Consider the following 21,939-nt stretch of genomic DNA (forward strand, 5'->3'; position numbering starts at 1 on the left):
CCCGAACTGCCTGCACACCCTCGCCATCCGCCTCCCCGACAACCGCTGGTCCGGCGCGGACGCCATCCAGGCCGCCGTACGCCAGCGTCACGAGAGCCGGGTCGCCGGGGCTAGGCGAGAATCGACACCATGACAACCGAACGTGTCGCGCCGCCGCTGGCCGGAGGCGAGCGGGAGACCCTGCGCGCCTTTCTCGACTTCCACCGGGCGACCCTGGTGATGAAGTGCGATGGACTGGGCGACGACGACCTGCGCAGGCAGTCGATGCCGCCGTCGACCCTGTCGCTGCTCGGGCTGGTCAGGCACATGGCCGAGGTGGAGCGCACCTGGTTCCGCCGGGTGATCAACGGCGAGGACATCCCGCTGGTCTGGAGCGACCATGGCGACTACCAGGTCGCCTACGACGCGTCCGGGTCGACCAGGGCCGAGGCGTTCGCGGCGTGGGAGGCCGAGGTCGAGCACTCCCGCCGGATCGAGATCGCCGCCGAATCGCTCGACGTCACCGGGCACCAGCCCCGGTGGGACGCCGACGTGTCGCTGCGGCTGGTCATGCAGCACGTCATCCACGAGTACGCCCGCCACAACGGCCACGCCGACTTCCTGCGCGAAGGGATCGACGGTGTGGTCGGGGCCTGAGCGGCGGAACTGGGTGAAGAGTCCGATTCGAGAATTCCTCGACAAGGAGCCACCCGTTCGGCGTATGGGGGATCACCCGATAGGGTGAAAGCCCAGGATCGGCGGCACCGCCAAACCTGCTCTTCGTGGGCGGTTTGTAACCCGCGACCGTTCACGGCGGGCCACCCCCGGGCGATGTAGCAGTCGACACATCACCCAACAGCGGGGGCACGCCATGATCCTCAAGGTCGGCACGTTCAACGTGCTGAATCTCGCGCTTCCCGGGGTTCCATACTACCCGGACGAACGGCCGTACTCGGACGCCGAGTTCGACAAGAAGGCCACCTGGATCGGCGAGCAGTTACGCCGGATGGACGCCGACATCGTTGGCTTCCAGGAGATCTTCGCCGAGGCCGCGCTGCGCGAGGTGTGCTCCCGCTCGGGTGTCTTCACGGACCCGACCGTGGTCGCGCCAGGGGCGGATGGGGCCAGCGGCCCCAAGGTCGGCCTGATCAGCGCCTACCCGCTGGCCGAACCGGCCGTGTCGATCACCGACTTCCCCGCGGGCGTCAACGCCGCCGTCGACGGCATCGCCCTGCCGGTGGGTACGTTCAGCCGCCCAGTGCTGCGCGCCCGCGTCGCGGTGAACCCCACGCTGACCCTGACAGTGTTCGTCGTGCACCTGAAGTCGAAGCGCCCCATCCGCGACACGACGGCGCCCGAGCACGACCCGCGCGAGGAGGCGCTGGGCAAGGCGCGGTCGCTGATCCGGCGCACGGCCGAAGCCGCGGCGCTGCGGTTCCTGGTGTTGGACGAGATCGTGGGCAACAACCGCCCCGCGGTCGTGCTCGGCGACCTCAACGACGGCCCGCGCGCGGTGTCCACCGAGATCGTCACCGGCGACGCCCCGTCGCGCTTCTGGCCGCGCGGACGGGAAGTGCGGGAGGCCTACTGGGACCGCCTGCTCTACTCCGCCCACGAACTCCAGGCCAAGCGCACCGGCCGCGACGTCAGCTACTCGCACATCTTCAACAGCCGCTACGAGAACCTCGACCACATCATGGTGAGCGAGGAGTTCTACGACCGCAACCCCGACCGGCTCGGTGAGCTGATCAACCTGCGGCACTTCAACGACCACCTCGTCGACAACCAGCTCAGCGAGGACCGACCCGACCGCACCACATCCGACCACGCCCAACTGGTCGCCGAGATCGATCTGCGCTCGTGATCCACACTGCCGGCCGGGTCCACATCAGACGATGTCTGATGTGGACCCGGCCGTCAGTGGTGACTACTACTTGGGCATGAGAACGCTGTCGATCAGGTAGACCGTGGCGTTGGCGGTCTTGACGCCACCACAGATGACGTTGGCGTCATTGACCTTCAGCGCGCCGCCCGAGCCGGAGACGGTGACCTTGCCGGTCTGCACGGTGGTCTGCTCACCGGCGATCTTGCCGGGGGTGATCTGGCCGGGGACCACGTGGTAGGTCAGGATCTTGGTCAGCAGGGCCGTGTCGGTCTTGAGGGTCTCGATCGTGGCCGCCGGGATCTTGGCGAACGCGTCGTCCACGGGGGCGAACACGGTGAACTGGCCGCCGTTGAGGGTGTCGACCAGGTTCACGTTCGGGTTCAGCTTGCCAGACACCGCCGCGACCAGGGTCTTGAGCAGCGGGTTGTTGCTCGCCGCCACCGCCACCGGGTCAACTGCCATGCCCGCGACCGAGCCGCCGCCGGTCGGGACGGCCTTGGCGTAGTCGGCGCAGCCGGGGCCGACGAGGTCGGCGGCCGGGTCGGCCACGGCCGAGGTCGTGGTGGTCGGGGCCGCCGCGGCGGTCGTCGTGGTGGTGGTCCCCGCGCTGCTCGACGGGCTCTCGTTGCCGCACGCCGCGCCGAGAAGAGCGAAGGCCACGACACCAGCGGAGGCCACGCCCCGGCGAATGATGTGCTTCATAACAAGATCTCCCATTTGTTGTCGGGTACGGACCGAACCGGCACTGAGTTCGGAAGTGGTGGGAACCGCTGTTCCCGCCGCTGACAACGGTGCTTCGATCCACGGGACGGGCCCGGATGGGCGCACATCGGTCGCGTTACCCGATCGTGACATGACGAGGCCCGCCGCAACCCGGTGCTTGGCGAATAGAAATCGCGTTCACCTTGCAAACTTGTTGCAATAAAAGAAAAGGCGAACCCGATCGCGATCCGCTCCGAATGTGATGGTCGGCCTGTGTCGAACAGGCCGGCTGATCCTTCGACCAAAGCCGTCCGCGCGCGGGCGGCGAAGGGATGGAGCATGTCGTCACCGCACCCCGCCCGTCAACGGCGACGAGCGGCTGTCGCGTTGATCGCGGCAGGAAGCACGGTGCTCACCGGCGTCCTGATCGGGCTCGCTCCCGGTCCGGCCGCGGCGTCGAGTCACCGGGAAGCACCACTCATCGCGGGTGATCCGCCCGCGGACAACACCGATGTGTACGCGTTCGTCTCCCCGGACAAACCGGACACGGTAACCCTGATCGCCAACTGGTATCCCTTCCAGGAACCCAATGGCGGTCCGAACTTCTACCCGTGGGCCACCGATACCCGCCACGACATCAACATCGACAACGACGGCGACGCGAAGGCCGACCTCACCTACCGGTGGACCTTCCGCACCGACGACCGCCGCGGGAAGGCGACCTTCCTCTACAACAACGGTCAGGTCACCTCGCTCGATGACGAGAACCTGCTGTTCCGGCAGACGTACAAGCTGGAGGTTCTCGACCGCTACGGCCACAGCAAGACCCTCATCCGCAACGGCAAGGTCGCCCCGTCGAACACCGGCGCGACGTCCATGCCGGACTATGGCGCACTGCGCGGGCAGGCCATCACCGATGTACCCGGTGGCGGCAAGTCCTATGTGGGCCAGGCCGACGACTCGTTCTTCCTGGACCTGCGGGTGTTCGACCTGCTCTACGGCGCCAACCTGTCCGAGGTCGGGCAGGACACGCTGGCCGGGTACAGCGTCAACACCATCGCCCTGCAGGTGCCGAGGTCGGCACTGGCGCTCAAGGGCGACACCACCCGCAACCCCGTCATCGGCGTGTGGAGTGACACCGAGCGGCGGTCGATGCTGCTCAAGCCGGGCAGCGAGAATGCCTTCGGCCCGTACGTGCAGGTCTCGCGACTGGGCAACCCCCTGGTCAACGAGGTCGTGGTGCCCGCCGGGCTCAAGAACAAGTTCAACTCGCTGACCCCGGACCAGGACAGGAATATTCCGGACCTGGTCAACCGCGTCACCGACCCGGAGTTGCCCAAGCTGATCCAGGCGATCTACGGGATACCCGCACCGCCCACCCCGCGCACCGACCTGGTCGAGATCTTCCTGACCGGGATCACCACGAAGGCGGGCGGACCCATCCAGGCCGATCTGAACTCGCAGCTCAACAACGCCGACGTGGACCCCAACCGGTTCGCCCCGTCGGAGCAGCTGCGGTTGAACATGGCCGTCCCGCCCGCGGCGAGCCCCAACCGGCTCGGCGTGCTCGCCGGTGACCTGCAAGGCTTCCCCAACGGCCGCAGGCTCGCCGACGACGTTCTCGACATCGCCGTGCAGGCCGTCGAGGGCGCGGCGGTGTCCGGGATCGTCCCGGCCCTGGCCGCGGGCGACCAGGTCGACGCCAACGACAAGCCCTTCGGCTCGACGTTCCCGTACGTCGCGCTGCCGGGCAACACCGCCGTCAACCAGTCCTCCGGGGGCGCGTCCGCCGCGCCGCCGCCGGGCTGGTTCAACGGAGCCCCACTGAAGCCGATCCTCGGCGGCCTGCTGGCCGCGGTGCTCATCGGCTCCGGCGTCGCGCTCTACCGGCGACGTCCTGAGTGGACACCGGCGCTCGCGGGCGCCTGATCACCACCGCCCCGGCGGCGTGCCAACGCCGCCGGGGTGGCCCTTCCGTCGTCGGAGGTTCACCGAGAATGTCTTCCGCACCCGGCCGCAGGCGGACCACCGCCGTGGCTGTGATCATCGCCGGGGTGGGTCTGCTGGCGCTCAGCGTGGCCGCCCTGGTTCCCCGGGACACGCCCGCCCCCGCGCCCGCGTCCACCCCGGCCGCCCAGTCGGAACTCACCCGCACCATCGCCGCCGCGCAGGACCGGCTGCGCCGCGTCCCGCGCGACCCGCGCACGTGGGCGCTGCTCGGCGGCGCCTACGTCGAACAAGCCCGGGTGACCGGGGATCCCTCGTACTACGCCAAAGCGGAGGGCGCGCTGCGGTCCTCTTTGGACCAGCAGGCCGACGGCAACGGCCCGGCGCTGATCGGCATGGGGGCACTGGCGAACGCGCGCCACCAGTTCACCGAAGCCCGCGAGTGGGGCGAGCGGGCCAAGGCCGCCGCCCCGGACACCGCCGAGGTCTACGGCGTGCTCGCCGACGCCTACACCCAACTCGGCGACACCACCGCGGCCACCGACGCCGTCCAGCGGATGCTCGACCTCGAACCCGGCGTGCCGTCGTTCACCCGAGCCGCGTACGACCTGGAGATCCGCGGCCGGGTCGACGAGGCGCGGCAGGCGCTGGACCGGGCGCTGACCGCGGCCGGGAGCGTCGCGGACACCTCGTTCTGCCACTACCAGCTCGGTGAACTCGCCTTCGACAACGGCGACCTAGACGCCGCCGCGGGCCACTACGCCGACGGCCTGCGCGTCGACCCGGCGGGCACCGCGCCGCGCCACGGCCAGGCCAAACTCGCCGCCGCGCGCGGACAGACCGACGACGCGATCGCCCGCTACGGCGAGTTGGTCGCCCGCACCCCACTCCCCCAGTACGTGCACGAGTACGCCGTCCTGCTGCGCGCCGCGGGCCGCACGGCCGACGCGGACGCCCAGTTCACCGTCCTCGACCGCCAGCGAACCCTGGCGGGCGCGGCGGCCGACGACCTTGCCGACGCCGAGGTCGCCGCCGACCGCGGCGACGCGGCCACCGCGCTGCGGCTGGCCCAGGCCGAGTGGGGCAGGCGGCAGAACGTGCTCGTCGCCGACGCGCTGGCGTGGGCACTGCACCTCAACGGCCGCGACGCCGAGGCCATCACCTACGCCGACAAGGCCGCGGCGACCGGCTGGCGCAACGCGACGTTCGCGTTCCACCGCGGCATGATCCTCGCCGCACTGGGGCGTGGACCGGAGGCCATGACCGCTTTGGAGGACGCACTGAAGATCAACCCGCGCTTCTCACCCCTGCACGCGCCCACCGCCGAGCGCGCGCTGGCCGACCTGCGGAGCGGGCGGTGAGGCGGGCGGGCGCGATCCTCGCGCTCACCGCCGCCGCGCTGGTGCTCGCCCCCGCGCAGGCCACCGCCCACCCGCTGGGCAACTTCACCGTCAACCACTACAACGGCCTGACCCTGTACGCCGACCGCGTCGAACTGCACGCCGTGGTCGACCTCGCCGAGATCCCCACGGTGCAGGAGGAGGCCGCCATCCGGGCCCCCGGCTACGCCCGTACGCAGTGCGCCCGACTGGCCGACGCCGTCACGGTCACCGTCGGCGGCTCGGCCCTGACCTGGGCCCAGCCCACCGCGGCACTCGAATTCCCACCTGGCGAAGCGGGCCTGGCCACCACCCGGCTCACCTGCGGGCTCACGGCCGTCGCCGACCTCGACCGCGAGACCACGCTGACGTTCACCGACACCTTCCGCGGCGACCGGCTCGGCTGGCACGAACTCACCGCCCGCGGCGAGGGCGTCGCCCTGATCGACTCACCGGTGCCCGCGCGGTCCATCAGCGACGAGCTGCGCGCCTACCCCGAGGACCTGCTCGCCGACCCGCTCGACACCCGCTCGACCACTCTCCGGCTGCGCCCCGGCCAGTCCGAGGCGGGCGCGGCGGCGGACCGGTCCGAGCCCGGGTGGTTCGACCGGACGGTCGCCAGGGTCACCGGGTTCGTCACGGACACGGCGGGCACCCGGGAGCTGACCCCGCTCGTCGGCGTGCTCGCCATCCTGCTCTCCCTGCTCCTCGGCGCCTCCCACGCCGCGCTGCCCGGCCACGGCAAGACCGTCATCGCCGCCTATCTGGCCGGGAAACGCGGCTCGACCCGCGACGCGATCACCGTCGGGGCCACGGTCACGGTCACCCATACCGCCGGGGTGCTGATCCTCGGTCTGCTGATCAGCGTGTCCAGCACGATCGCGGGCGAGGGTGTGCTCACCTGGCTGGGGGTGATCAGCGGGCTGCTGGTCGCGGGGATCGGCCTGGGACTGCTGGTCTCGGCGCTGCGACAGCGCCGGGCCCGCGCACCGGAGCAGACACCGGTCCTGGTCGGCGTCGGCGCCGGAACTGGAGCCGGAGCCGGGCGCAGCCCGATCCTTGGAGACGGGATCGGCCACGGGCACGGCCACGGAAATGGGCACGAACACGGGCACGGCCATGAGGACGGGCACGGCCATGAACATGAACATGGGCACGGGCACGGGCACGGGCATGGACACGGACATGGACACGGACATGGACACGGACATGGACACGGACATGGACATGGACATGGACATGGACACGGACACGGGCATGGACATGGACACGGGATCGGGCGGGCGGGGCTGATCGGGATGGGGGTCGCGGGCGGGCTCGTGCCCAGTCCGTCGGCACTGGTGGTCCTGCTCGGCGCGATCGCGCTGGGGCGCACCTGGTTCGGGGTGCTCCTCGTCCTGGGCTACGGCCTGGGGATGGCCGCCACCCTGACCCTGGTCGGCGTCCTGCTCGTGCGGTTCCGCGACCGCCTCGAACGCTGGGAGCACCTCGACGGTCTGCGCCACCGTGCCGCGCGGGTCACCGCCCTGCTTCCCGTTCTCACCGCCCTGCTCGTCCTCGTCGTCGGTGTCGGCCTCGCCGCCCGCTCGATCACCGGGATCGGATAGCCATGCGCAAACTAGCCACCGCCGCCGCGGCACTGCTGGCCCTCGCGGGCTGCTCCTCGGCGCCGGACCTCGGCCCGGTCTTCGACGACGAAGGCCGGGCCACGACGCTGACCTGCATCAAGCACCAGCCAGCCGGCCCGGGTCCCCGCTACACCGATCCGGCCCACCGCGAGACCGGCGAGACCTTGGCGGTGCTGAAGTACTACACCCAGTACGGGAAGACCCGGTACTGCGACGGCACACCGCCCACCGACACGGACCGGGCCTGGGCACGGCTCTACACCGAACTCGGCGCGGACCGCGCCAACGTCGCCGCGATCCTCGGCTGAGCCGCGGCCACCACTCGGCCAAGTCCACGGCGCGTAGCGGATCAGGACAGAGCCTGGTCCGCGGGTCGCGGTGGACCATCCGCGCTCGCGCGGCAGCAAACCTTCACCGCGCGGATGAGATCGCTTTCAACCGTTGACTTTCGGCCGTGAGAGCGCTTCCATGGGTCACGCGAAGATTTGTTGCAGACCACAACAAGGGTTCCCTGCCTGTGACAAGGAGGTCACCTCCCATGCCCGTCACCTCCCTCTCCCCGCCCCGACCAGCCCGCCGGGTCCGGCTCGCGCTCGGCGCCGCCGCCGCGGCGCTGGCGGTCGCCGTCCCGCTCACCATCTCCGCCCAGGCCGCCGTTCCACCGCCGCCCGCCGGGTGGACGCTGCAATGGAGCGACGACTTCACCGGCGCCGCGGGCTCCCTGCCGTCCTCGGCCAACTGGATCTTCGACCTCGGCCACGGCTATCCCGGCGGTCCCGGCAACTGGGGCACTGGCGAGATCGCCGCGCACACCAACAACCCGGACAACGTCAGTCTCGACGGCGCGGGCAACCTGCGGATCACCCCGCGCCGCGACGGTGCCGGGAACTGGACCTCGGCGCGACTGGAGACCCACCGGGCCAACTTCAAGCCACCCGCGGGCGGCGTCCTGCGCATCGAGGGCCGGATCCAGATGCCCAACGTCACCGGGACCGCCGCGGTCGGCTACTGGCCCGCGTTCTGGGCGCTGGGCTCGCCGTATCGCGGCAACTACTGGAACTGGCCTGGCATCGGCGAGTTCGACATCATGGAGAACGTCAACGGGATCGACTCCGTGTGGGGTGTGCTCCACTGTGGAGTGAACCCGGGCGGCCCGTGCAACGAGACCAACGGCATCGCCGCGAGCCGCGCGTGCCCCGGCTCCTCCTGCCAGTCCGGCTTCCACACCTACCGGTTCGAGTGGGACCAGAGCGCCTCACCCAACCAGTTCCGCTGGTACGTCGACGGCCAGCAGTTCCACAGCGTGAGCCAGAACCAGCTCCCCGCCGACACCTGGCAGAACATGACATCGCACGCGGGCTACTTCATCCTGCTGAACCTCGCCATCGGCGGCGCCTTCCCCGACGCGCTGGCGGGCGGGACCACCCCGACCCCGGCCACCGTTCCCGGTCACCCGATGGTCGTCGACTACGTCGCCGTCTACACCAGCGGCGGCGCCCCGCCGACCACGACGACCACGACCGGCCGGCCACCGACGACCACGACCACGTCTCCCCCGCCGGGCGGCGGCAACGCCTACGGGACCATCCAGGCGGAGAACTTCCAGCAGCAGTCTGGCCTGAGCACCGCGCCCGCCCAGGACAGCGGCGGCGGGCAGCACATCGGGTCGATCGCCAACGGTGACTGGGCCCTGTACCGCGGCGTCGACTTCGGCTCCGGCGCCCCGGCGACCCAGTTCGACGCGCGGGTGGCCTCCGGTGCGGGCGGCGGGATCAGTGGCTTGGTCGAGGTGCGGCTCGACAACCGAAGCAACGCCCCGATCGGCACCTTCGCCGTCGCCAACACCGGCGGCTGGCAGAGCTGGCGCACGATCCCGGCCAACATCAGCGGCGTCACCGGCGTACACGACGTGTACCTGACCTTCACCAGCGGCCAGCCCGCCGAGTACCTCAACGTCAACTGGTTCACCTTCCGCCGCTAGCGCCGTCTCCCGAGGATGACGCGCCCTGCAACCCGATCCCAGCAGTAAGGAGCACAATCATGCACAACGCGGGACGGCCGATGAGGGCCGTTGTCGCGACGCTCGCGGCGAGCGCGCTGGCGCTCACCGCGTGCGGCGGCGGCGAGACCGGTCAAGCGGGCGTTGTCACGCTCACGATCAACGTCTTCGGCGACAACTTCTCGCTGCCGGACAACCGGTCGGTCTACGACGAGTACGAGCGGACCCACCCCGGCGTCAAGATCGTGGAGAACCGCGGCGACTTCGGCACCCACCACAAGAACCTGCAGGCCCGGCTGACCGCGGGCGACGGTGCGGCCGACCTCGAACTGATCGAGGTCGGCCAGGTGGCCGGGTTCATCGGCCAACCCGACAAGTTCGTCAACTTCCGCGACGAGGAAGTCAACACATCACAATGGACTGACGCCGTCGTCGCGCGAGCATCCACAGTGGACAAAGGCACGCTCATCGGCCTGCCGACCGACATCGGCGGCCTGGCCGTGTGCTACCGAACCGACCTGTTCGCCGCCGCGGGCCTGCCCACCGACCGCGAGGCGGTGGCCGCGCTCTGGCCGACGTGGGAAGCCTACGTCGACACCGGAACCCGCTTCCTGCGGAAGGCACCGTCTGGCGTGAAGTGGTTCGACGCGGGCGGCCACGTGTTCACCGGCATCCTCGGCGGCGAACGGGAAACCTTCTACGACACCGAGGGCAAGCTGATCGTCGACAACAACAAGGCCGTCCGCGACGCCTGGGACCTGTCGGTCAAGGCCATCAAGAACGGCCAGTCCGCGGCGCTGCCCGAGTTCAGCCCGGAGTGGAACACCGGCTTCCAGCGCGGGCAGTTCGCCACGGTCACCTGCCCGGCCTGGATGATGGGCTACATCCAGGGCAACGCCGCGGAGACCAGCGGCAAGTGGGACATCGCCAAGATCCCCGGCGGCTCCGGCAACTGGGGCGGCTCCTACGTCACGGTGCCCAGCCAGGGCAAGAACACCAAGGCGGCCGTCGAGTTGGCGAAGTGGCTGACCGCCCCGGAACAGAACGTGAAGCTGTTCAAGACCATCGGCAATTTCCCGAGCCAGCAGAGCACCTGGAAGACCCCCGAGGTCGCGGGTTTCGCCTCGCCGTTCTTCAACAACGCGCCCGCGGGCAAGATCTTCCCCGACTCGCTGGCCAACGCCCCGGCCCAGGTCGTCGGCCCGGAGAGCGGCGTCATCGGCAACATCTTCGCCGCCGCCCTCAACAGCGTCGAGCAGGGCACCGACCCGAATGAGGCCTGGACCCGGACCCTGTCCGACATCAAGGCAGCGGCGGGATGACGGTGCAGCGGAGCCGGGACCGGTGGCGGTCCCGGCTCCACCGCCTGGACCGGTCGGCATCCCCGTATCTCTACATCTCGCCGTTCTTCCTGCTGTTCGCGGTATTCGGCCTGTTCCCGCTGGCCTACACCGCGATCATCTCCACCACCGCGTGGAGCCCCCGCAGACCGGGCAGCGCGGACGTGTCGGTCGGCCTCGACAATTATCGAACCCTGTTCGGCGACGAGAACTTCCACAACGCGCTGGTCAACACGCTGGGAATCGGGCTGCTGTCGACGGGCCCGCAGCTGATACTCGCCCTGGGGATCGCGCACCTGCTGAACTACCGGCTGCGGGGGCGCCTGGTCCTGCGAATGGGCGTGCTGGTCCCGTACGTCACCTCGGTGGCCGCGGTCGCGCTGATCTTCAACCAGGTCTTCGCCCGCGATTTCGGCCTGGTGAACTGGTTCCTGCAACCGTTCGTGGAGAACCCGGTCGACTGGCGGGCCGACACCTGGTCGTCGTGGATCGCGGTGGCGGTGATGGTCACCTGGCACTGGACCGGCTACAACGCCCTCATCTACCTGGCCGCCATGCAGACCATTCCTTATGACCTGTACGAATCGGCGGCGATCGACGGGGCGAGCAAGTGGCAGCAGTTCTGGCACATCACCGTGCCAAGCCTGCGCCCGACGATCATCTTCACCGTCATCGTCTCCACCATCGGAGCCCTGCAACTATTCGCGGAACCGTTCCTGTTCGACGCGACCAGAAACAACAACGGCGGCTCACAACGCCAGTTCCAGACGATCGTGCTCTATCTGTACCAACAGTTCTGGACCAACGGCCGCTACGGCTACGGAGCCGCGATAGCGTGGACCCTGTTCCTGATCACCGTGATCATCGCGGCGATCAACTTCCTGCTGACCCGCCGCATCAGATCGACGGACTAGGCCGATGACCCACACACCCAGCAGGCCACCACACCCTTCGGCCGCGCAATCCCGACAAGCGCTCTTTCAAACACCTCAACCCAAAACCCCCCGAGCGCAGCCCCCACCCATCCCAGGGGGGACGTCCCTGCGCCAGTCTATCGGGAGAGGCCGACAGAAAAGGCGGGGCGAGCGGGGGCTGTGGATAACCTACAGCCTGTTGACAGCCATCGTCCTCATCTCCGCCTTCCCCCTATACTGGTCAATAGTCGTGTCCTCGCGCGACAAATCCGCCATCGGCCGCTACCCGCCACCGCTGGTACCCGGCGGCAACCTCTGGGACAACCTCACAACCGCGTTCGACCAAGGCGACTTCGGCATCGCGCTGGTCAACTCGACCCTCGTCGCCGGGACGATCACCGTGTCGGTCGTGTTCACCTCGACGCTCGCCGGTTTCGCCTTCGCCAAGTTGAGGTTCAAAGGAAAGAACGCGCTCTTCGGCATGGTCGTGGCCACCATGCTCGTGCCCACCCAGCTCGCGATCATCCCGCTCTACATCATGGTCACGCAGTGGTTCGGCTGGTCCAACGACCTGCGCGGGGTGATCGTCCCCGCGCTGGTCAGCGCGTTCGGTGTGTTCTTCATGCGCCAGTACGTCGCCTCCGCGATGCCCGACGAGCTCATCGAGGCCGGGCGGATCGATGGCGCGTCGACGCTGCGGATCTATTGGAGTCTGGTGTTGCCGATCGCCCGGCCTGGGGCCGCGGTGCTCGGGTTGCTGATCTTCATCACGTACTGGAACGACCTATTCTGGCCGTTGATCCTGCTCAACACGCAGAACCCGACGGTGCAGGTCGCCATCGCCAACACCGCCAGCGGGATCGAAGTGGACTACGCGCTGGTGCTCGCCGGGACGGTGATCGCCACCTTCCCGATCTTGATCGTGTTCCTGGTGCTCGGCCGTCAGATCATTGGAGGAATCATGCAGGGGGCGGTGAAGGGATGACACGGCTGGTTTTCCCCGAGGGTTTCGTCTGGGGCGCGGCGACCGCCGCGTATCAGATCGAGGGAGGCGTCGACGCGCGCGGTCGGTCCATTTGGGACACATTCGCGCACACCCCCGGGAAGATCGACGGCGGCGACACCGGGGACGTCGCCGCCGATCACTACCACCGGTATGGCGCCGACATCGCGCTGATGCGGGACCTCGGGCTGTCGGCCTACCGGTTCTCCGTGGCGTGGCCCCGCGTGCAGCCGACCGGGCGCGGACCGGCCAACGCCGCTGGACTCGACTTCTACGAGCGGATCGTCGACGAGCTGCTGGGCCAGGGCATCGCCCCCATGCTCACGCTCTACCACTGGGACCTGCCCCAGGAGCTCGAGGACGTGGGCGGCTGGGCCGAGCGCGACACCGCGGCGCGGTTCGCCGAGTACGCGGGGCTCGTGGCCGCCAGGCTGGGCGACCGGGTGCCGGGGTGGACGACGCTGAACGAGCCGTGGTGCTCGGCGTTCCTCGGCTACGCGTCCGGGGTGCACGCGCCCGGTCGGACCGAGCCCGCCGCGGCGCTGCGGGCCGCGCACCATCTGATGCTCGCCCACGGCCTGGGCACCCTGGCCCTGCGCGACGCGCTCCCGGCGAGTGCCGAGGTGTCGATCGTGCTCAACCTGGCCGCGGTGAGCCCCGCGTCGCCCGCCGCCGAGGACGCGGCGCGGCGGATCGACGGGCTGGCCAATCGGATCTTCCTCGACCCGCTGTTCGGCGCGGGCTATCCCGCCGATGTGCTCCAGGACACCGCCGCGCTCACCGACTGGGGATTCGTGCACGCGGGCGACGAGTCAATCATCGCAACGCCCATCGATCTGTTGGGGGTCAACTACTACAGCCCGACGGTCGTCGACCTCGGCGAGGGCGAGGTCGACGGCCCCTGGCCAGGCTGCGCGGACATCCGGACAGTCACACCGGCGGGCCCGACCACGTCGATGGGCTGGCCCATCGACGCGCGCGGACTGGGCGAGATCCTGGCCCGGCTGCGTGACGACTACCCGCCGATCCCGATCATGATCACCGAGAACGGCGCCGCGTTCGACGATGTCGTGGCCGACGACGCGGTCCGCGACTCCGACCGCGTGGCCTACCTCCACCAACACCTCGCCGTCGCGCACGAGTCCCTACGAAAAGGGGTCGACCTGCGCGGGTACTTCGTGTGGTCGCTGCTGGACAACTTCGAGTGGGCCTACGGCTACGCGAAGCGCTTCGGCATCGTCCACGTCGACTACGCTTCGCAGCGCCGGTTGTGGAAGGACAGCGCATACTGGTACCGGGACGTGATCAAGGCGAACGGCATCAACGGGATGGCATGAGTTCAACACGGCGTCAGCCGACACTGGACACGGTGGCCGCCGCGGCGGGGGTCTCGCGCGCGACGGTGTCGCGGGTGATCAACGGCTCGCCCAAGGTCTCCCCCGAGGTCAAGACCACCGTGGACGCGGCCATCTCGCGGCTGGGCTACGTGCCCAACCGGGCCGCCCGCAGCCTGGCGACCCGCCGCACCGACTCGGTCGCGCTGGTCATGCGCGAACCGGACGCCACCGTGCTCGCCGACCCGTACCTCGGCAACATGATCATCGCGACCAGCCACACGCTGATGGGCACCGGCGTGCAACTGGTCCTGATGAACGCCCAGAACGACGCCGAGCACGCCCGGCTGGCCGATTACGTGCGCGGCGGCCACGTCGACGGCGTGCTGCTGGTGTCCATGCACGGCGACGACCCGCTGCCGGAGATCCTGCTCGGCGCGGGGATCCCGACCGTGGTCGGCGGTCGCCCGCAACGGCTGCTGCCCGGCCTGACCTACGTCGACGTCGACAACCTCGGCGGCGCCGTGCTGGCCACGGAACGGCTGATCACCATCGGCAGGCGGCGCGTGGCCACTGTCGCCGGTCCACCGGACATGACCGCGGGCGTCGACCGCCTCGCCGCCTTCCAGGACACCCTGAGCGCCGCGGGCCTCGACCCGACCCGCGTGGCCCGCGGCGCGTTCACCCGCGAGTCCGGCGAGAGGGGCATGGCCGAGGTGCTCGACCGCTGGCCGGACACCGACGCGGTGTTCGTCGCCAGCGACCTGATGGCCATCGGCGCCCTCCGCGCCCTTCGCGCGGCGGGCAGGCGGGTGCCAGAGGACGTCGCGGTGGTCGGCTATGACGACATCGAGATGGCCAAGCACACCGAGCCGCCGCTCACCACCATCCACCAGCCGGTGGTCGACCAGGCCCGGATCATGGCCGAACTCCTCCTCACCCAGATCGGCGGCGACCCGGTCGGCGACCCGGTGGTGCTGCCCACGGTGCTGGTCGAACGCGAGTCCGCCTGACCATCCCGGTGTCATCCACCTACGACGGGTAGATGTCCCAAACTCCGCATGACCCTGGACGGCCGCCTGCGCAACCGGCTCGCCGGGACCGCGAGCCGCACGTCCCCGAGGCGGTCGAGCCGCAGCAGATACGCCCCGATCCAGCAGGGCACCTGACCGGGCCAACACCGCTCGACCGGGTGAACCGATCGGCCGTAACGTCAAGGCGCCCGCTGACGACGGCCAGTACACGCGGATTCCGAGGTGGCCTATGTTCCAGTCGGACGGACTCACCCCGCAGGTGCTCGTGCCCGGTGACGGCGGTCAGGTCTCGCCGCCCACGAAGGCGGCCCAGGGCCGCGACCCGGTGAAGTGGCTGTCGATCGGGCAGTTGCGTCGGACCGCGCTCGAGGTCGTGCAGGCGTCGGTGTTCGCCAAGTTCGCCGACAAGCGGGAGACCATGTCGGGCTGTCCGCGCGAGTTCTACCGCCTGCCCACCACCGACAGGGCCGTGTGGGTGGACTACGTGGCCGACACCGGTGACGGGTTCGAGGCGACATTCGCGACAGCGCGCGGCCTGGCGGGCGTCGAGGACGATGGGACGCCGATCCCGGTGGCCGGGCTGGAAACCGAACTCAAGGACCGTCCACATCAGGCACATCTCCTGGTCATGGGCGGCGACCAAGTGTACCCGGTGGCGTCGGTCGACGAGTACCGCGAACGCCTGCTCAAGGTGTTCGGGCAGGCCTCGCGCGGGAAAGTCCATGGCCGCCCGCCGGTGGTCGCGCTACCGGGCAACCACGACTGGTACGACGGGCTTGTCGCCTTCCGCAGGGTGTTCTGCGAGTCGTGGGCGCTCAACCAGCGGGCCAGACAGCGGTCGGGCATGGTCGACCTGCCCGCGGTGCGCGATGACATGGGCGGCTGGGGTGCGTTCCAGTCGCGCAGCTACTTCGCCGTCCAACTCTCGCCGCGGTGGTGGCTGTGGGGAGTGGACAGTCAGTTGGAGGCGGCGATCGACGCCGAGCAGCTGTCCTACTTCGCCGAAGCCGCGACCCACCTCGACGGCGCGGGGATCATCCTGTGCACGGCGACGCCCTGCTGGATGGAGGCCGACACCGGCGCGGTGTACGAGGCCGACGAGCAGACTCCGCTGTTCACGATGCTCTGGTTCCTGGAGCGGATCCTGGGCGCGGGCTGGCGCGACCGGGTGCGTCTGATCCTCACCGGCGACAGCCACCACTACGCGCACTACGCCCCCAGCGAAGGGATCGGCCCGGACCTGGTGACCTGCGGCGGCGGCGGCGCCTTCCTGTCCGGCACCCACCACCTGCCGGACACGCTCAAGCCCGCGTGGCGACCGTGGGACGCGGGCTCCGACAACACGACCTACAAGCTCAAGCACAGGTATCCGTCCAAAGACGACTCCAGGAGGCAGACGACCCGGTTCCGGTTCCTCGCCGCCGCCTACCGCAACGGCGTCGACTTCCCGCTGCTGGCGGGCGTGGTGCACGCCCTGATCTTCCTTGCCGTACTGCTGCGCGGGCCGGTGCTGATCACCATCGTGGCGGTGGTCATCGCGGTTCTGTTCGGCGCCTACGCCGCCAGTGGGGTCAAGGGGCACCGGCCAGGGTGGCCGAGGAAGTTCGCCATGTTCGGCCTGACCATCGGGCACGCCGCGCTGCACGCCGGACCGGCGTTCCTGGTGGCCTGGCTCGGGTTCGGGTGGGAACTCGGTGGACACGAGCCTTGGGTCTACGCGGTCACCGCGGTCGGGATGGTCGTGCTCGGCACGGTGGTGTTCGTGTCGTATCTGCACCTGGCCGACGGATTCGGGTACCACACCCTGGAGGCCTACTCCGGGCTGCGGATCGAGGACTACAAGTGCCATCTGCGGCTGCGGGTCACCGCGGACCAGGTGGAGGTGTACGTGATCGGGATGGACAAGGTCACCGCGCCGCTGACGAAGGTTGAGGCCTTCCCAGTCAAGCGGTTCCCCGAACCGCGCGGGTGAGGAATTGCCCTCTTCCGCGGGCGGCAGGCCACAACTAAAATACAGTCCGGAATGTTTTTTCAAGACGTCGTCGAGAGGGAACGTTCATGCGACCTTCGACCCGGCCCGCGGTCATCGCCGTCACTGGCGGCGCCCGCGGGATCGGCCTGTGTGTGGCCAAGGCATTCGCCGCCACCGGCGCCAAGGTCGGGATCGGCGACCTGGACGCCGATGGCGCGGAGAAGGCCGCCGCCGAGCTGCCCACCGAGTCGGTCGGGCTGCCGCTGGACGTCAGTGACTCGGCCGCGTTCGCGACCTTCCTCGACACCGTCGAGAGCACGCTCGGCCCGCTGGACGTGCTGGTCAACAACGCCGGGGTGATGCTGACCGGCGAGTTCCTGCGTCAGCCGGAGCGGATCGAGGCGCAGATGCTCGCGGTGAACCTGCACGGCGTGCTCACCGGCTCCCGGCTCGCGGGCACCCGTTTCGCCGCGCGAGGGCGGGGGCACATCGTCAACATCGCCTCGCTGGCCGGTGTGGTCGGCCTGCCGGGCGTGGCGAGCTACGCGGCGACGAAGTTCGGCGTGGTCGGCTTCAGCCAGGCGCTGCGCGCGGAGCTGCGGCCCACCGGGGTGCGGGTCTCCACCGTGCTTCCCGGCGTGGTCAACACCGAACTCTCCCAGGGGCTGCGCCTTGGCCGCGTCATGAAGCGGATGGCGTCGGTCGAGCCGGAGCAGGTGGCCGAGGCGGTGGTGCGGGTGGTCGCCCACGACCGGCCCGTGCGCAGCGTGCCACGAACCCTCGGAGTCACCCTGCGCACGATCAATGCCCTGCCAGAGCGGCTACAGATAGCCTTGGCCAAGGCGATGGGCGGCGAGCGCGGCTACCTCGACGTCGACCAGGCCGCGCGCGACTCCTACCACCATCGCGCGACCGGAGGCCAGGCATGACCGCCACCATCGACGACATCCTCGCCGACACCGCCGACCGGGCGGGCGACCCGGTCTGGATCACCGCGCCGTTCACCGGCGAGCCGCTGGCCGCGATTCCACAGTGGACAGCCGAGGACGTCGCCGACGGGTATCTCATGGCCAGGGCCGCGCAGCCCGGGTGGGCCGCGACCCCGGTCGCCGCCCGGTGCCAGGTCATCGGCGAGTTCCTGCGGCTGCTGCACGCCGAGCGGGAGCACGTGTACGACGTGCTGCAGGCCGAGGGCGGCAAGGCTCGGATGGACGCCGTGCTCGACGTCGCCGAGGCGATACTCGGCGGCGGCTACCACGTGCGCACCGCGGGCCGGGTGCTGCGGCCGGTCCGCCACCGCGGCGCGATCCCGGTGCTGACCAAGACCGTGGAACTGCGCCGCCCCAAGGGTGTCGTCGCGGTGATCGCGCCGTGGAACTTCCCGGTCGCGCTGGCTGTCGCCGACGCCGTGCCCGCCCTGCTCGCCGGGAACACGGTGCTGCTCAAGCCGGACAACCAGACCGCGCTGTCGGCGCTGCTGCTGGCCCGACTGGCGCGGCGGGCCGGGCTGCCCGACGACGTGCTCACCGTGGTCACCGGCGACCCGGCCGAGATCGGCGACGCGCTGGTCGACGGCGCGGACTATGTCGCCTTCACCGGCTCGACCGCCACCGGCCGCCGCATCGCCCAGCGCTGCGCGGCCAACCTGACCGGCTGCTCACTCGAACTCGGCGGCAAGAACCCGATGATCGTGCTCGCCGACGCGAACCTGGACCGGGCCGCGGCCGCGGTCGCGCGGGCGTCGTTCGGCAACGCGGGCCAGCTGTGCATGACCGCGGAACGGCTCTACGTGCACGCCTCGGTGTATGACCGGTTCCTGGACCTGGTCGTCCGCCATTCGAAGACGATCACCCTCGGCGCGGGCTACGACTTCACCGCCGACATCGGCTCCCTGGCCACCCGCGCGGCGCTGGACCGGGTGTCGGGCTACGTCGAGGACGCCGTGGCGCGGGGCGCGACCGTCCACATCGGCGGTCGGGCCCGGCCGGACCTTGGCCCGCTGTTCTATGAGCCGACCGTCCTCAGTGGTGTGCCTGCGACCGCGCGGATGCATCGCGAGGAGGTGTTCGGGCCGGTCGTTGCGGTGTACCCGTTCGACACCGAGGACGAGGTGATCGCGCTGGCCAACGACACCGCCTACGGCCTCACCGCGAGTGTCTGGACCACCGACACCGCGGCGGGGGCACGGCTGGCCGCGCGGATCGACGCGGGCGGGGTCGGGGTGAACGACGCCTACGCGGCGACGTTCGGCTCCCATTCCGCGCCCGCGGGCGGCTGGAAGGACTCCGGCCTCGGCAGGCGCCACGGGTCGGCGGGACTGCTGCGCTTCACCGAACCGCAAACCCTTGCCACCCAGCGCCTCGTGGCCCTGGACGCGCGCTGGGGGCTGCCCAGGGCGCTGCACGGCAAGCTGCTCGCCAGGTCGATCGGCTGGCTCGCCCGCCTCCCGCGCTGAGGGTTAGGGCGTGTCCTGTGGATCATGGTGGGTGGGATCCGTGATCCGCTTGGCACTTGGGCGTGCCGCGGGGACGGTCGCGTACTGGTTGTCCGTGGCCGTTCCTGCGGTGCGGCCAGGTGCCAAGCGGGCGCCGATAGCGCCCGCCATGATCCGCAGGACATGCCCTAGGCCGCCACGCTTCCGTCCAGCCACCGGACCCCGTGCTCGGTGAGCTCGACGGGCGTGTCGCGGGTGCCTGGGCCGGGTCGCACCGCGACCAGTCCGCGCCGCTCCAGCAGTGCCAGTGCCTCGGACTCCCACTGCGGCACGTGGCCCGCGGCGAGTCCGTCGTCCCCGGCCCAGAGATAGCCCATCGGCGCGCCCCAGAGCCCGTTGTGGAAGAGCACCGCTCCCTGCGCGCAGTGGCGTAGCGCCTGTAGTTCCGTGGCGTTCATCGCACACCTCCCGAAGTTGATTCGAGACTGCGCCCCGAGAAGGCGGTCGCGCCTCGCGAGAAATACGTAAACAAGTACGTAGAGTCGCCCCTGAGAACGCAGGAACCCTGGAGGCCCGCTGGAGTGGCGGTCGACTTTCACCCCATCCGGTCGGGATATCCCACGCTATGAACCGCACTGACCGCGTATGTGGGCGGCATCCGACGACGGCGGGGAGATCCTCGTCTGCGAGGCCCCGGTGTCCTGAACAGCACCGATCATGAAGGCGGCGGAGTAGCGTGGGAACCGCCGAGGACATCGTTCTCGGCGGAGTCCAGTCCGGCCGACACCGGCCGGAGACGAGGTCCGACCTGCGTCGGGCCCGCACCCACGCGACACCCCAACGGCCGCTCCGGCCACCGAGCCGCCCTCGGCACACTCGACGAATTCGGTCGCGACCGAAGGCGCCCACCACGGGGTGTGCCGACGGCGCTCAGTGGCCACGCTCGCCGAACCTCGCCACCGAGCCGCCCGCCCCGTGCGGACGGCTCGGCTGGGTGCCGATCCCACTGACCGTCCACATCGGATGGCCACGCGCTCAAGTCGCGGCACCGGTTGCGCGGCGCTACGTTCACTCGCGGAGAGTGAAGGGAGCAGGCATGGGCCAGCCTCTTGGTGCGATCAGCCGCAAGTGGTGGATGGTGGTCCTCCTCGGGGTGCTCATCGCCGTGCTCGGTGTCCTGCTCCTGGCCAACCTGGCCGCCGCGCTGGCGACGTTGGCCGTGTTCGTCGCGATCGGGATGCTGGTCGCCGGGATCGACGACATCGTCGGTGCCGACCGGTACCGGACCCGCTGGCCGTCCTACCTGCTCGGCGCGATGTGGATCGTGTTCGGGCTCGTCGCCCTGTTCTGGCCGGGGATCACGCTGCTCGCCCTGGCGCTGACCGTCGGGATCTCGTTCGTGGCGGGCGGTGCCATCCAGGTGGGCATGGCGCTGGCGTGGCGCCGTGAGCTGCCCGCGTGGGGGATGTGGCTCGCGGTGGGGCTGGTGACCCTGATGGTCGGGCTCATCGCGCTGGCCTGGCCCAACCTCACCGTGCTCACCCTGGCGATCTGGCTGGGTGTTGGCCTGCTGGTGCGCGGTCTCACCGTGATCTGGTTCGGCACCCGCCTGCGCACGCTCGGCGCGCTGGTCTGATCAGAGCGCCACCGCAAGTGGGCGACGGGCGTGGACCGCCTCCGAGAATCCGTCGACCGCGGTGCGCACCGGCCCTTCGCCCGCCGCGTCGAGCGCGACTCGGTCCGCGTCGACCGCGATGTGCTTGTCCAGGACCAACCAGCCTTGCACCACGTGGTCCGCGCCCAGTGACGTGAGCACCGGGCGCAGCGCGTAGTCGATGGCGAGCACGTGGGCGGGGGTGCCGCCGGTGACCAGCGGCAGCACGGCCTTTCCCGCCAACGCGAACTGCGGGAGCAAGTCGAGCAAAGCCTTCAACAGCCCCGAATAGGCCGCCTTGTAGACGGGTGAAGCGACCACCACCGCGTCCGCGCCCGCGATCGCGTCGATCACCCCGGTGATGGCAGGGTCGGCCGTGTCGGCGGCCAGCAGCGCCGCGGTGGCAGGTCGCGGACGCGAACTCGCGGACCACGTGCCCGTGCGCCCGCAGCCTGCGCGCGACATAGCCGGACAGGGCGGCGGTCCTCGACGTCGCCGAACGTGAACGCCTGACCCTGCGCCAACTCCTGGCGCCTCGGCGGCGGCCGCGGCCACCAGGTCGTCGCCGGAACCCTGACCAGATCGCCGACCACATCGAACTCTGGTTCACCCAGGGCGCCGCCGACGGCTTCAACGTGATGGCGCCGCTGCTGCCGTCCGGGTTGGAGGAGTTCGTCGAGACTGTCGTCCCGCTGCTAAGGGCACGCGGCCTGTTCCGCCGCTGAGTCCGACCGT

Annotated in this window: 19 protein-coding genes and 1 pseudogene; 17 read left to right on the forward strand and 3 right to left on the reverse strand. The window is 70.1% G+C overall.

Going from position 1 to position 21,939, the window contains the following annotated elements; all coding sequences use genetic code 11:
- Positions 1-129 precede the first annotated feature (129 nt).
- Both BN1701_RS13690 and BN1701_RS13695 read left to right on the forward strand, forming a co-directional pair.
- On the forward strand, positions 130-636 hold the full coding sequence (locus BN1701_RS13690) for a DinB family protein (RefSeq protein ID WP_054048910.1): 507 nt from the start codon (positions 130-132) through the stop codon (positions 634-636).
- 214 nt (positions 637-850) lie between these two features.
- The gene (locus BN1701_RS13695; RefSeq protein WP_054048911.1) at positions 851-1,843 is read left to right on the forward strand and encodes an endonuclease/exonuclease/phosphatase family protein; all 993 of its coding nucleotides are present in this window, start codon (positions 851-853) and stop codon (positions 1,841-1,843) included.
- Positions 1,844-1,909: 66 nt separating this feature from the next.
- Here the strand turns inward: BN1701_RS13695 and BN1701_RS13700 are convergent, their stop codons facing one another.
- Complete coding sequence (locus BN1701_RS13700; protein ID WP_054048913.1) at positions 1,910-2,566, reverse strand: fasciclin domain-containing protein; 657 nt, start codon at positions 2,564-2,566, stop codon at positions 1,910-1,912.
- A gap of 339 nt (positions 2,567-2,905) precedes the next feature.
- Here BN1701_RS13700 and BN1701_RS13705 point away from each other — a divergent pair, with 339 nt between their 5' ends.
- The 13 genes from BN1701_RS13705 (at position 2,906) to BN1701_RS13765 (ending at position 19,571) form a co-directional block, all read left to right on the forward strand.
- Positions 2,906-4,495, forward strand: a complete 1,590-nt coding sequence (locus BN1701_RS13705) for a DUF4331 domain-containing protein (RefSeq protein WP_054048916.1) — start codon at positions 2,906-2,908, stop codon at positions 4,493-4,495.
- Positions 4,496-4,563: 68 nt separating this feature from the next.
- Entirely contained in the window at positions 4,564-5,874 is a 1,311-nt protein-coding gene (locus BN1701_RS13710; protein ID WP_054048918.1) for a tetratricopeptide repeat protein, read from the forward strand.
- Complete coding sequence (locus tag BN1701_RS13715) at positions 5,871-7,499, forward strand: High-affinity nickel-transporter (protein ID WP_067520712.1); 1,629 nt, start codon at positions 5,871-5,873, stop codon at positions 7,497-7,499. The genes BN1701_RS13710 and BN1701_RS13715 overlap by 4 nt, the downstream gene beginning before the upstream one ends.
- A gap of 2 nt (positions 7,500-7,501) precedes the next feature.
- Positions 7,502-7,828 carry a hypothetical protein gene (locus BN1701_RS13720; protein WP_054048920.1) on the forward strand — a complete coding sequence of 109 codons (327 nt, stop codon included), beginning with the start codon at positions 7,502-7,504 and terminating at the stop codon, positions 7,826-7,828.
- Between the two features lie 230 nt (positions 7,829-8,058).
- A complete protein-coding gene (locus tag BN1701_RS13725; protein ID WP_054048922.1) occupies positions 8,059-9,501 on the forward strand; it encodes a carbohydrate-binding protein in 1,443 nt (480 codons plus the stop codon).
- Positions 9,502-9,560: 59 nt separating this feature from the next.
- Complete coding sequence (locus BN1701_RS13730; protein WP_067520714.1) at positions 9,561-10,841, forward strand: ABC transporter substrate-binding protein; 1,281 nt, start codon at positions 9,561-9,563, stop codon at positions 10,839-10,841.
- Complete coding sequence (locus tag BN1701_RS13735) at positions 10,838-11,773, forward strand: carbohydrate ABC transporter permease (protein ID WP_054048926.1); 936 nt, start codon at positions 10,838-10,840, stop codon at positions 11,771-11,773. The genes BN1701_RS13730 and BN1701_RS13735 overlap by 4 nt, the downstream gene beginning before the upstream one ends.
- Before the next feature lie 109 nt (positions 11,774-11,882).
- Complete coding sequence (locus BN1701_RS13740) at positions 11,883-12,758, forward strand: carbohydrate ABC transporter permease (RefSeq protein ID WP_054055841.1); 876 nt, start codon at positions 11,883-11,885, stop codon at positions 12,756-12,758.
- Complete coding sequence (locus BN1701_RS13745) at positions 12,755-14,113, forward strand: GH1 family beta-glucosidase (RefSeq protein WP_054048928.1); 1,359 nt, start codon at positions 12,755-12,757, stop codon at positions 14,111-14,113. Before BN1701_RS13740 ends, BN1701_RS13745 begins: the two co-directional genes overlap by 4 nt.
- Complete coding sequence (locus BN1701_RS13750) at positions 14,110-15,123, forward strand: LacI family DNA-binding transcriptional regulator (RefSeq protein WP_054048930.1); 1,014 nt, start codon at positions 14,110-14,112, stop codon at positions 15,121-15,123. Before BN1701_RS13745 ends, BN1701_RS13750 begins: the two co-directional genes overlap by 4 nt.
- A 250-nt stretch (positions 15,124-15,373) precedes the next feature.
- Positions 15,374-17,116 carry a tripartite tricarboxylate transporter TctB family protein gene (locus BN1701_RS13755; RefSeq protein ID WP_054048932.1) on the forward strand — a complete coding sequence of 581 codons (1,743 nt, stop codon included), beginning with the start codon at positions 15,374-15,376 and terminating at the stop codon, positions 17,114-17,116.
- 86 nt (positions 17,117-17,202) lie between these two features.
- Positions 17,203-18,045 carry an SDR family oxidoreductase gene (locus tag BN1701_RS13760; protein ID WP_054048934.1) on the forward strand — a complete coding sequence of 281 codons (843 nt, stop codon included), beginning with the start codon at positions 17,203-17,205 and terminating at the stop codon, positions 18,043-18,045.
- A complete protein-coding gene (locus tag BN1701_RS13765) occupies positions 18,042-19,571 on the forward strand; it encodes a succinic semialdehyde dehydrogenase (RefSeq protein WP_054048936.1) in 1,530 nt (509 codons plus the stop codon). The genes BN1701_RS13760 and BN1701_RS13765 overlap by 4 nt, the downstream gene beginning before the upstream one ends.
- A 167-nt stretch (positions 19,572-19,738) precedes the next feature.
- Here BN1701_RS13765 and BN1701_RS13770 read toward each other — a convergent pair whose 3' ends face one another.
- Positions 19,739-20,008, reverse strand: a complete 270-nt coding sequence (locus BN1701_RS13770) for a hypothetical protein (protein ID WP_054048938.1) — start codon at positions 20,006-20,008, stop codon at positions 19,739-19,741.
- Positions 20,009-20,646: 638 nt separating this feature from the next.
- Between BN1701_RS13770 and BN1701_RS13775 the strand changes: the two genes are divergently transcribed.
- On the forward strand, positions 20,647-21,186 hold the full coding sequence (locus BN1701_RS13775; RefSeq protein ID WP_054048940.1) for an HdeD family acid-resistance protein: 540 nt from the start codon (positions 20,647-20,649) through the stop codon (positions 21,184-21,186).
- Here BN1701_RS13775 and BN1701_RS13780 read toward each other — a convergent pair whose 3' ends face one another.
- Entirely contained in the window at positions 21,187-21,669 is a 483-nt protein-coding gene (locus tag BN1701_RS13780) for an NAD(P)H-dependent oxidoreductase (RefSeq protein ID WP_197672091.1), read from the reverse strand. It abuts the gene before it with no gap.
- Positions 21,670-21,686: 17 nt separating this feature from the next.
- Between BN1701_RS13780 and BN1701_RS37285 the strand changes: the two are divergent.
- Positions 21,687-21,923, forward strand: a pseudogene (locus BN1701_RS37285) (LLM class flavin-dependent oxidoreductase); the annotation flags it as partial.
- Positions 21,924-21,939 lie beyond the last annotated feature (16 nt).

This window comes from Alloactinosynnema sp. L-07 (assembly GCF_900070365.1).
GTDB lineage: Bacteria > Actinomycetota > Actinomycetes > Mycobacteriales > Pseudonocardiaceae > Actinokineospora.

Bases quoted from the DNA above. Each gene is read 5' to 3' on its own strand.
- BN1701_RS13690 (WP_054048910.1), top strand. From the start codon at position 130: ATGACAACCGAACGTGTCGCGCCGCCGCTGGCCGGAGGCGAGCGGGAG.
- BN1701_RS13695 (WP_054048911.1), top strand. From the start codon at position 851: ATGATCCTCAAGGTCGGCACGTTCAACGTGCTGAATCTCGCGCTTCCC.
- BN1701_RS13700 (WP_054048913.1), bottom strand. From the start codon at position 2,566: ATGAAGCACATCATTCGCCGGGGCGTGGCCTCCGCTGGTGTCGTGGCC.
- BN1701_RS13705 (WP_054048916.1), top strand. From the start codon at position 2,906: ATGTCGTCACCGCACCCCGCCCGTCAACGGCGACGAGCGGCTGTCGCG.
- BN1701_RS13710 (WP_054048918.1), top strand. From the start codon at position 4,564: ATGTCTTCCGCACCCGGCCGCAGGCGGACCACCGCCGTGGCTGTGATC.
- BN1701_RS13720 (WP_054048920.1), top strand. From the start codon at position 7,502: ATGCGCAAACTAGCCACCGCCGCCGCGGCACTGCTGGCCCTCGCGGGC.
- BN1701_RS13725 (WP_054048922.1), top strand. From the start codon at position 8,059: ATGCCCGTCACCTCCCTCTCCCCGCCCCGACCAGCCCGCCGGGTCCGG.
- BN1701_RS13730 (WP_067520714.1), top strand. From the start codon at position 9,561: ATGCACAACGCGGGACGGCCGATGAGGGCCGTTGTCGCGACGCTCGCG.
- BN1701_RS13735 (WP_054048926.1), top strand. From the start codon at position 10,838: ATGACGGTGCAGCGGAGCCGGGACCGGTGGCGGTCCCGGCTCCACCGC.
- BN1701_RS13745 (WP_054048928.1), top strand. From the start codon at position 12,755: ATGACACGGCTGGTTTTCCCCGAGGGTTTCGTCTGGGGCGCGGCGACC.
- BN1701_RS13750 (WP_054048930.1), top strand. From the start codon at position 14,110: ATGAGTTCAACACGGCGTCAGCCGACACTGGACACGGTGGCCGCCGCG.
- BN1701_RS13755 (WP_054048932.1), top strand. From the start codon at position 15,374: ATGTTCCAGTCGGACGGACTCACCCCGCAGGTGCTCGTGCCCGGTGAC.
- BN1701_RS13760 (WP_054048934.1), top strand. From the start codon at position 17,203: ATGCGACCTTCGACCCGGCCCGCGGTCATCGCCGTCACTGGCGGCGCC.
- BN1701_RS13765 (WP_054048936.1), top strand. From the start codon at position 18,042: ATGACCGCCACCATCGACGACATCCTCGCCGACACCGCCGACCGGGCG.
- BN1701_RS13770 (WP_054048938.1), bottom strand. From the start codon at position 20,008: ATGAACGCCACGGAACTACAGGCGCTACGCCACTGCGCGCAGGGAGCG.
- BN1701_RS13775 (WP_054048940.1), top strand. From the start codon at position 20,647: ATGGGCCAGCCTCTTGGTGCGATCAGCCGCAAGTGGTGGATGGTGGTC.
- BN1701_RS13780 (WP_197672091.1), bottom strand. From the start codon at position 21,669: ATGTCGCGCGCAGGCTGCGGGCGCACGGGCACGTGGTCCGCGAGTTCG.